Below are 10,056 nucleotides of genomic sequence, written 5' to 3'. Positions count from 1 at the left end.
TCCGTCGTCGGCAGCGTCAGATGTGTATAAGAGACAGCCCCATCTATTTGGCCGAGATTCCCGCCGTGGACTGGTAGAACGTCTCGAGTGTGCTCTTCGGGTCGCTGTGTGTCAGGGCGATCGAGTTGAGCGCTTTCAACAAGTTCGTTCCGACGCCGCCGTCCCAGTTGGGGATGATGGGCAGCACCTTGGCGTCGGCGAGTTGCTTCGTGTAGACCTTGACGAGCGGGTCGGAGGTGAAGGTGGAGTCGTTCAGTGCGGCCTTCACGGTCGGCAGCTCGCCGTTGATGGTGTACCAATTGAGCTGGGTGCTGCTCTTCGAGAGGAAATCGAGGAGCTTGAGCGACCCGTTCTGGTGCTTTGACGTCGTGAAGATGCCGAGGTTGGAGCCGCCGAAGAGTGAGGTGCCTTTATCAGCTGCGGGTAGCGTGCTCACGGTCCACTTGCCGGCCAGCTGCGGTGCGGCTGCGTTGATTCCCGCGGCCAGGTAGGGGCCGCTGACGAGCATCGGAACGGTTCCGGACACGAAGCCCTGAGTCTGGTCGAAGTCGGCGTTCGTCGGAACGCTTTTGTCGGCGTAGAGCCCGGTGTACAGGTCGACGGCGTTGTGGAAGGCGGTGGTGTTGAAATCGATGTCACCCTTCGAGTTGACGATGTCACCGCCGAAGTCCCACGTCATCTCCACCGGGAGGGCGTTATCCCACTGCGGAATGTAGTAGCCGAATTTGTTCGGGCCGCGCTGGGTCAGAGTTCTGGCATCCGCGCGAAGCTGGTCCCACGTCGTCGGCGGGCTGTCGATGCCGCTTGCCGCGAGGATATCGGTACGGGTGAAGAGAACGCGGGTGTCGGCGACCCACGGAACGCTCACGATCTTGCCGTTGACAGCAGTGGCCTTGCCGCCGACTCCATCGGCGAACTTCGACGCCGCGAGGTTCGGGTAGGCCGCGATCTTGCCGTCGAGAGGCAGGAGCGCCCCTGAGTCTGCGAACGATCGGAGCTTCGTCAGCCCGATCTGCACGACGTCCGGGCCGGACCCGGACGCGACTGCGGTGGTCAGTTTCTGATCGATGCTGTCCCACGGAATGGCGACGACATCAACCTTCTGGCCGCTGGACTTCACGAAGGGTTCGACGAGCTTTTCGAAGTTCTTACTCGAGTCGCCCATCACCCAGACGGTGAGAGGACCGCTCGCGTCCTTGGCTGTGTCTGCGGACGTTCCACCGCTGCACGCGGTGAGAGCGAAGGCCAATCCGGCCACGACGACCGGAACGATCGCCTTCTTGAAATTCCTCATCATTGAGATTCCTTTTGACTTGGTGCTCGGGGAGGACAGCACTTATTTTATGCCTTATCATAACCATTGCTGGAAGCCTGTCAAGAGCCGGCGGTCCGCATGTTCGAGCATAATTCAGACCTTATCGAAAGATATAGACAAAGCCTCGTTCCTCGGTGAACAATGGCGCGGTGGACAAAGGGTATCCACATGCCGCGTGATCGCGGTCTTCTAGGGATGAGGGAAGGTTTCAATGAAGAAACGATGGTTGATCGCGGCAGTCACTGTCGCCGCGTGTATTGCAGCACTTGTCAGTGCTCCGACGGCTGCGAACGCAGCTGCACTGGGCGCATCCGACTTCCTCAAGGCAAGCGGATCCGTTCTCAAGAACAATTCCGGTTCCGGATCCACCGTCAACCTCCGCGGCACGAACCTCGGCGGCTGGCTCACGCAAGAGGATTGGATGTCTCCACTCGGCGAGTATGCCGTGGATCGCACCGGCTGGGTGGCCAGCGCCTCGGCGGGCGCCTCCGTCGCCAACGCCATCGATGGCAGCGACAGCACGCGCTGGACGACAGGTCTCGCGCAGGGCGGGACGGAATGGCTCCAGATGGACCTCGGGGCGCCGACCCTGTTCAACAGGCTGTCTGTGAACAGCACTGATTTCGCCGGAGATTTCCCACGCCAATACGACGTGAGCGTGTCAACGAACGGGACGACGTGGGTGAGCGTCGCCAAAGCGACCAACACGGCCGACGTCGTGACCGCGCGCTTCCCAGCCCAGGTCGACAGGTACGTGCGAGTCTCGCAAACCGGAACGGCAACGAACTGGTGGTCGGTCGGCGAGTTCAACCTCTTCAATGATCCCGTGCTCTTCAACGGTACAAGCTCGGCCACAGCGTCATCGACCGGAAGCGGGACCACGGCGGCCGCCGCTCTCGACGGCAACGAGACCACATCGTGGAACAGTGGAACGGCGCAGATTCCCGGCCAGACCTACACCATCGACCTCGGCAAGAACAAAGACCTCGACAAGGTGCTGTTCGACTCCGGCTCAGGTGCACCCAACGACTATCCGCGAACCTGGGACGTCCTCGGCTCGACGGACGGAACCAACTACACCGAGATCGCGTCCGGCTACGGAACGAACCGAACGGTGCTGGCCGACTTCCAAGGATCGAAGACGGTGCGCTATATCCGCCTCGCCTCCAACGGCACGTCCGTCAACTGGTGGACCATCGCGGAAGTGGCGATCTACTCGGGAACCTCACTCGATCGCGGTGGCTGGGCGGTCTCGGCCTCGACTTCGACCGCGGTCGCATCCGCCATCGACGGCGACCTGACTACACGCTGGACCACGGGCGCACCGCAGGCCAGCGGCCAGTGGTACCAGATCGACATGGGTGCGCTCATCACCGTCGACAACGTGACGATCGACACTGAGAAGAACTCGACCTCGGAACAGGACTACGCGCGCGGCTACAAACTCGAGACCTCCCGCGATGGCACCACCTGGACACAAGTCGCCACAGGCGTAGGTGAACGAAAGGCGACGACGATCGACTTCGTGGCCACCGCCGCGCGCTACCTGCGGATGACGCTCACCGCGTCATCGACGTCATGGTGGTCGATCGGTGAGATCACTGCTGCGCTCTACAACGACGACTTCTCGCTTCAACAGACAATGGCCAGTCGATTCGGCACGCCAGGCGCACAGACGATCCTGGATGAACACCAGAACACCTGGATCACAACCACCGACCTCGACAATCTGCAGTCGATGGGCATCAACTTCTTGCGGGTCCCGATCGGATGGAATACGTTCCTCAACCTCGACGGAACGTGGAAATCCAGCCCGTGGACCAAAATCGACTGGATCATCAACCAGGCCAGCGCCCGAGGAATGTATGTGCTGATCGACCTGCACACTGTCCCGGGTGGCGACTGCCCGTGGGGAAGTTGTGGGCGGGTCGGTCCCAACCCGGCAGGGTTCTGGGGCAATTCCACCTACCAGAGCTGGGTCGAGGGCATCTGGAAGGCGATCGCCACGCGGTACGTCGGTAACCCCGGCGTCGCCGGCTACGACCTCATCAACGAGCCGCTGATCGACTACGGCGAAGACTCGGCCGATGTGACGCAGAAGAGCGACGTTTACAACACGTTGTACAACGACGTCAGGGCGATCGATCCGAACCACGCGATCTTCCTCGGTGCCTTTTTCGACTACAACGCCATCGCAGCTCCGACCACCTATGGCTGGACGAACGTGGTCTACGAGCTGCACCCATACGATATGCCCAACTCGAAGGACTGGACCGCGCAAGACAACCTGGTGAACAACCAGCTGTCCTCGCTACCGTCCAAGCTGTCGAGTCCAGGCGTTCCCGTGCTCTACGGCGAGTACTCGCTGTACTACAACGATGACGTCTGGTCGAAGTTCATGGCAGGGCTCAACGGGCTGAACGTGTCCTGGTCGAACTGGAGCTACAAGGTTCGCGGGTCCGCGACCGACGGCTTCAGTTACTGGGGCTTCTACTATGGGGACCCAGCACCCGTCCCGGTCATCAATTCCGATGACTCGGCCACGTTCATCCAAAAGATCGACCGGTTCGGGACGGCCAACTTCACTGCCAACCCACGACTGATCGCAGACGTGTCCAAATACGCCGGGGGCCTCTCGACGTACGCGCCGACGGCCATCTCGACCAGCGGCTGGACCGCAACCGCATCATCAACCGGCCCGGGTGGTTCGGTCGGCGGAGCGATCGACGGCAACAGTGCCACACGGTGGAACAGCGGACAGTCGCAAGCAGGTGGCGAGTGGTACCAGATCGACATGGGTTCGTCACACACGGTCGCGATGGTGACCGTGCAGACGCCGTCCAACGCGCTCTGGGACTATCCCCGCGGGTACACCCTGCAGGTGTCGACCAACGGTACGACCTGGACCACGGTCGGTACGGGGATGGCGTACGGATGGAAGCGACCGATCTCGGTCACGCCTGTGTCAGCTCGCTATATTCGCATCACCCAAACCGGCGTCGCTCCGCAATGGTGGTCAATCGACGAGGTGACTGTCTGGTCGTCCTACTGACGCACAGTCAGCAAGCAACGCGAGAGGAGGCCGGCCCGATGACTCATCGGAAAAACGTGAAATGGCTCGGAGTTCACGATGAGCGCGGGCCGGCCGCATCCGGGTCGGCCGCCGCTGCGGCCCCCGGCTCGACCGGCGCCGAGTCCGCCTGCACTGTCTTGGTGTCAGCCGGGTCCTTCTGGCGCCGGCTGGCGAACAGGAACGGGATGCCGATCAGTTCGACCGCTCCGCCGATGACCAGCGACGTGCCGTAGCCCCAGAGGTCGGCCGCGCGTCCGAGTGCCGGCTGGATGAAGACCCCGCCGAGGCTGCCGAACAGCGAATCGAAGGACAGCACGGTCGCACGCTGCTTCGAGGGGATCATGTCGTTCAGGTAGGCCTGGCGAACCGGACCGGCAACCGCGAACACGAAACCCCAGATCACCAGGAAGGCGACCGCGAACCAGAACAGGCTGGTCACCCCCAGCGCCACGAGAATCAGGATGCTCACCAGGGATGCCCCGATCACCGTCGTCGTGCGCTTCGCGAACAGCCTCCGGATGCGCGAGGCGAGCATGCCGCCGGCGACCTGCGCCAACGACAGAATGGCAGCGGCGAGCCCGGCGATCGAGTACGCGGTCTTGTCTCCGTAGAGCTCGAGCAGATACGGCTGCAGCGCGTAGAAGGCGTAGATACCGACGCCGGAGGCGAACGGCGCCGACAGGATCACCCAGCGCACCGACCGTTTGCGCAGCCCGTGATCGATGGACTGCTTCAGCACGTTCCTGGTGGCAGCGAACGGGCGCATCGAGTGGTCGGGCGTGAAGCCCAGGTCTTTCATCACGATGGCGGCGAACACCAGCATGACGGCGAGCACCCCGGCTCTCAGCAGGAAGGGCACGCCGAGATCAGTGGCTTGGGCGATGATCCCGCCGAGAACCGATCCGGTGAACATCGAGATCCCCGTGACAACGAGGCCGCGGCCGAACACGGCTTCGAGACTTCCGGTGTACCCGGCGAACGCCAGCGCGTCGACGAGCCAGGCGTCCACCGCGCCGGAGAAGAACGTGAAGCCCAGGCCGAGCAGTGCCGACACGATGGCCCACCAGACGAACGGCGCGTGCCAGAGCCACAGCATCCAGTACAAGCCGGTCGTCACCGACAGGGTGATCGTACCCAGCAGATACGACGCTTTCCGTCCGACCGTGTCGGCGACGACGCCCGTGGGGATCTCGAAGATCACCATGCCGGCGGTGAAGAACGCGTTCGCGGCGAATGCCTCGAAGTTCGAGAGCCCGGCGTCGAGCAGGAAGAGCGTATTGATGCCCCAGATCAACGACGCCGCGAGGGTGTTGCCGAGCATCAGGGTCAGGTAGACGCGCTGCACTCGACGAGCCGCCGGGTTCATGACCCGCAGCCGATCGCCTCATCCGGAGTCGTCACCCACGCATGATGGACCCGATCAGGTGAGCATGGCAACGACCGAAGCAACTCACGCACCCGACGCATCAGGGCAGGTCACTGATCGGAGCGGGAGCGGCTTCGACCATCCGCTTGAGGGCTCGACGGTTTCCGCTCGACCTTCACCCAGATCGGCGGATGGGGCAATCGTCGTTCCCGATACAGCCGGAAGGCGAAGGGCGCCCAGAGGATGACCGCGACTCCGGCCCCGATGAGCATTCCGCCGACGGTGTCCGAGATCCAGTGGGCACCGAGGTAGGTCCTGCTGAGCATCATGAGCACGGTGTAGATCGCGCCGCCGATCCAGACCCAGGCCCGCCAGAAGATCAGGCCGAGCGTCGTCGCGATGAGCGCCGCGTTCGCGCTGTGACCGGACGGGAACGACCCGAAATCAGGGGTGACGAGGATCTCCGTGGGCCTCGGACGACCCACGAGATTCTTGATGATCGTCGTCAGCGTCACGCTCGTCACGGCCGCGATCACGTAATAGAGGGCACCCCATGGGCGCCGCCAGATCAGCAGGGCACCCACGATGACGAGCGGCACGAGAAGGAGCGAGGCGATGCCGCCGCCGATCCAACTGAGGACGAGTGCGGGGACGGTCCACACCGGGGCGCGTGCCTCGACCAGCTCACCCATCCACTCGACCTCGAAGCCGAACGGCTTGTCGGCCTCCCGGTAGAAGATCACGGCCGCGAGCAGCACGACGAGCAGAAGCGCGACCACGCCGGACACGACCCACCACAGTCGGGCGATACGCACCTCACCCGGCGCGTCGCTTTCGACGACCTCCTGAATGTTCTCGTCCATCATCCGATCGTAGGCTCGTCCCTCAGTATGCTGGGCGCGATGAGCCCTACAGCGAAGCAGGCGGTTCGCACGGCCAAGAACAACAGTGTCGTGCGGGGGTTGGCCCGCGCCGGCTTCGTGGCCAGCGGTCTCCTGCACATCCTCATCGGCTTGATCGCGATCGCTCTGGCGACCGGTACGAGCGAGGGCAGAGAGGCGGACCAGTCGGGAGCGTTCGCGGAGCTCGCCCACGCACCAGGCGGGCAGTTCCTGTTGTGGGCAGCCGCCATCTGTTTCGCCGCGCTCGGTCTCTGGCTGCTGCTCAGCGCCTTCCTCGACCGCTCCTGGGAAGGGGCCCGCGCGCGCGCGACCCACATCGTGGAGAACGTGGTCAAAGGAGTCGTTTATCTCGTCCTGGCCTACACCGCCTACGTCTTCGCGAACGGCAGCGGTGCGAGTTCAGCCCAATCCACCAGCCAGTTCGGAGCGAAGCTGCTCTCGACCCCTGGCGGCATCTTCCTGGTGGTCGCGATCGGGCTCGCCCTTCTCGGCGTCGGCGGCTTCATGGTGTTCAAGGGCGTCACGCAGCGGTTCGATCGCGACATCAGGGTTCCCTCCGGACCTCGGGGCACCGCGGTGAGAGTTCTCGGAGTCGTCGGTTATATCGCCCGCGGCGTGGCACTCGGCGCCGTCGGGGTGCTGTTCATCGTCGGTGCCTCGACCAACGATCCAGGCAAGACGACCGGACTGGATGGCGCGCTGAAGGCGTTCTTGAGCGTCCCGTTCGGCGCGTCCGTGCTGATCGCCATCGGCATCGGGTGGATCGCCTACGGAATCTACGCCTTCTTCCGAGCGCGACTGGCCCTTCTCTAGCCGCCGCCCGCCGTTGGGTCTGACGTTGCGACCCTGATGGTGCGCCACGTGTCCACCGCGATCACACCCCCGACCACGATCAGCGAGAGCGACATCGCGGCCAACGCATCCGTCGGCCAGTGGTAGCCCAGATACACCCGCGACGCGGCGGTCAGGATGGCGAGCGCGGCCGAGACGACGAAAGCAATCACAGCCGACACCGGGTGCCTGCGGCGCGAGAAGACCAGATACGTCGTGATCAGGAGGAAGTCGGTCGCACCCATCACATGTCCGGACGGGAACGAGGGAGTGTGGTCCACCGCGAGCAGCATGGAGGTGATCGGCGGCCGCTCACGGCCGATGACCGGAGCCAGGATCTGGACGGTCGCAACACCGACCAGCATGCCTCCGGCAAGCAGCAACGGACGCCACGCATGCTTCGCGGCGAAACCCCACCACACCGTAGTGACCAGCACGATGATGGGAAGCGCGATCGGACCGAAGATGGTCGCGACCACCGTCATGACGACCGTCAGCGCCGGCGACCGCATCCCCTCCAACCAGGCCTGCACCGGCTTGTCGATCACCGAGAGGCCGTCGCTCTCGCGCACGGAGTCGAGGACCACGAGGAAAGCGATCAACCCGACGGCGCCGAGCACGATGGACAGGATGTAGAGGTTCCGGCGGGAGGACGCGGGCACCGTTCTGACCTCGACGACGAACTTCTCGTGAAAGCGACGCATCGTCCCACGCTCGCCCTGCGACGCGGCCATCGTCCCTCCCCTCCGCGCCGCACGGCGCTCTCCCCCACCGTAGTGTTCCTCCGATGAAGCGGTAGGGCGGTGGCCAGCTGTTTCCGTTAGCCATGCTGAAACGATTCGCCCTGCATGCGCCCCTTGCGCTCGGCTAGATCAGCTCGCGATAGAGACTCAAGCTTGAATTGCGACTGATTTGCGCGTAACGTTTCGCCATTGTGATTCCGCAGCAATTTCAGCTCCTCGCCGATAGGACAAGCAACGGTGCACGCAACCAGCGAAGACGATTCTGCTGTCGAGCCCTGGCTGTGGTCATGACGTCTCGCAACTGAGGCAGCACTTCCCTCGTCGATGGGAAGCGCGGTTTGGTCGGAACCCAACGAAAGGAAGAGACAATGACGTACTCACCCACCTCAAGACCGAAACGAGCTGTCGCAAGACTCCTCGTTCCGGTGTTGGTCGTGACGGCACTCGCGTTAGCGGGCCCACTCAGCGCAGCAGCAGCGACCAGCCCGGCGACGGACGACTTTGAACGCGCCGATGGAGCCCTCGGGAGTTCCTGGATATCGGACCGCGGCACGTGGAGCATCGCGAGCGGTGCCGCCCTGGCAAGCAGCACGACCGGCAACGCCGTCGCCACGTACAACCCAATGCCTATCGCTCTTGATTACACCGTCTCCGCCCGCATCAATATCGTGACAACGGGCACCCCCAGCGGATCCGAGTGGGCAGGCGTCGCGGGGAATGTTCTGGGCACCACCGCTTCGAACCTCAACTACTACCTGCTTCGGGTCACAACCGGTTCCGGAACCGGAACGAACGGGCGCTGGCAGCTGCTGAGGATGACCAACGGCACGAGCCCTAGCGTGCTCGCCAGCGGCACCATGGTTGCGGCGTATGGCACACAACTTGATCTGACGTTGACCCGCACCGGCAACTCCTTGCGGTCTCAGGTAGTCGATGCGACCTCGAGCGCCACGCTTGCCGACCAGACGTACACCACAGCCGACCCGGCCGTCACCGGGGGCCGCGCTGGGATGTACTCCAACAGCGGAAACCTGCGGGCGCAGTCCTGGAGCCTTTCGACGACGATCCCCGCCGCGGATGATTTCGAACGCGCCGACGGAGCCCTCGGGAGCTCGTGGACATCAGACCGCGGCACCTGGAGCATCGCGAGCGGTGCCGCTCTGGCAAGCAGCGCAACCAGCAACTCCGTCGCCACCTATAGCCCTCTCCCCCTCGGCGACAACTACACCGTTTCCACTCGGGTGAACATCGTCACAACGGGAACCCCTGGAGGCTCCGAGTGGGTTGGCGTGGTTGGCAACCTTCAGGGCACCACTGCTTCCAGCCTGAACTACTACGTGCTCCGGGTCACGACCGGCTCAGGGACGGGCACCAACGGTCGCTGGCAGTTGTTGCGGATGACCAACAGCACGTCCACTGGTGTGCTCGCTAGCGGCACGATTGTTGCCGCGTATGGCACGCAACTCGATCTGACGCTGACCCGCACGGGCAACTCCCTGCGTTCGCAGGTGATCAACGCTGCCTCGAGCGCCACGCTTGCAGACCAGACCTACACCATGGCGGTCGTTGACCCCGCGGTCGTAGGAGGCCGTTCCGGACTGTATTCCAACAGCGGAAACCTGCGAGCACAGACCTGGAGCCTTTCGACGACCACCCCTGCCGCTTCGCCCCCGGGCCCGCTCGACTGCGCGCCGGGGGGCGAAAGCTACACCTACCCGGATCCCAACCCGAGTGTCGTTTCGACAAGCACAGTGGGATCGACCTGGGCCGGAATGCAAGTGACGCAGCGACTTCTCACCAGCGGAAACGACCAGTACGTCGCGTAC

The 10,056-nt window shown here is 63.7% G+C and carries 7 protein-coding genes; 3 read left to right on the top strand and 4 right to left on the bottom strand.

Going from position 1 to position 10,056, the window contains the following annotated elements; translation table 11 throughout:
• Positions 1 to 43: 43 nt before the first annotated feature.
• Positions 44 to 1,297 (bottom strand): extracellular solute-binding protein, encoded by a 1,254-nt coding sequence (locus ACPYOG_RS17380; RefSeq protein WP_481295410.1) that lies wholly within the window; start codon positions 1,295 to 1,297, stop codon positions 44 to 46.
• Positions 1,298 to 1,526: 229 nt separating this feature from the next.
• On the opposite strand from ACPYOG_RS17380, the gene ACPYOG_RS17375 reads away from it, so the two are divergent.
• On the top strand, positions 1,527 to 4,367 hold the full coding sequence (locus ACPYOG_RS17375; RefSeq protein WP_481295409.1) for a discoidin domain-containing protein: 2,841 nt from the start codon (positions 1,527 to 1,529) through the stop codon (positions 4,365 to 4,367).
• Between the two features lie 73 nt (positions 4,368 to 4,440).
• Here the strand turns inward: ACPYOG_RS17375 and ACPYOG_RS17370 are convergent, their stop codons facing one another.
• Positions 4,441 to 5,754: an MFS transporter gene (locus ACPYOG_RS17370; RefSeq protein WP_481295408.1), complete on the bottom strand. Its 1,314-nt coding sequence runs from the start codon at positions 5,752 to 5,754 to the stop codon at positions 4,441 to 4,443.
• A 110-nt stretch (positions 5,755 to 5,864) separates the two neighbouring features.
• Entirely contained in the window at positions 5,865 to 6,617 is a 753-nt protein-coding gene (locus ACPYOG_RS17365; RefSeq protein WP_481295407.1) for a phosphatase PAP2 family protein, read from the bottom strand.
• 39 nt (positions 6,618 to 6,656) lie between these two features.
• Between ACPYOG_RS17365 and ACPYOG_RS17360 the strand changes: the two genes are divergently transcribed.
• Positions 6,657 to 7,469 (top strand): DUF1206 domain-containing protein, encoded by an 813-nt coding sequence (locus ACPYOG_RS17360; protein WP_481295406.1) that lies wholly within the window; start codon positions 6,657 to 6,659, stop codon positions 7,467 to 7,469.
• Here ACPYOG_RS17360 and ACPYOG_RS17355 read toward each other — a convergent pair.
• Complete coding sequence (locus ACPYOG_RS17355; protein WP_481295405.1) at positions 7,466 to 8,221, bottom strand: phosphatase PAP2 family protein; 756 nt, start codon at positions 8,219 to 8,221, stop codon at positions 7,466 to 7,468. The two genes, ACPYOG_RS17360 and ACPYOG_RS17355, sit on opposite strands and share 4 nt — an antisense overlap.
• 443 nt (positions 8,222 to 8,664) lie before the next feature.
• Between ACPYOG_RS17355 and ACPYOG_RS17350 the strand changes: the two genes are divergently transcribed.
• Positions 8,665 to 10,056: hypothetical protein (locus ACPYOG_RS17350; protein ID WP_481295404.1), on the top strand; the 1,392-nt coding region annotated here is incomplete at its 3' end.

The organism is Leifsonia sp. HAY1-4F, assembly GCF_056755275.1.
This window is presented reverse-complemented; position numbering and strand designations above follow the sequence as displayed.

Bases quoted from the DNA above. Each gene is read 5' to 3' on its own strand.
- ACPYOG_RS17380 (WP_481295410.1), bottom strand. From the start codon at position 1,297: ATGATGAGGAATTTCAAGAAGGCGATCGTTCCGGTCGTCGTGGCCGGA.
- ACPYOG_RS17375 (WP_481295409.1), top strand. From the start codon at position 1,527: ATGAAGAAACGATGGTTGATCGCGGCAGTCACTGTCGCCGCGTGTATT.
- ACPYOG_RS17370 (WP_481295408.1), bottom strand. From the start codon at position 5,754: ATGAACCCGGCGGCTCGTCGAGTGCAGCGCGTCTACCTGACCCTGATG.
- ACPYOG_RS17365 (WP_481295407.1), bottom strand. From the start codon at position 6,617: ATGGACGAGAACATTCAGGAGGTCGTCGAAAGCGACGCGCCGGGTGAG.
- ACPYOG_RS17360 (WP_481295406.1), top strand. From the start codon at position 6,657: ATGAGCCCTACAGCGAAGCAGGCGGTTCGCACGGCCAAGAACAACAGT.
- ACPYOG_RS17355 (WP_481295405.1), bottom strand. From the start codon at position 8,221: ATGGCCGCGTCGCAGGGCGAGCGTGGGACGATGCGTCGCTTTCACGAG.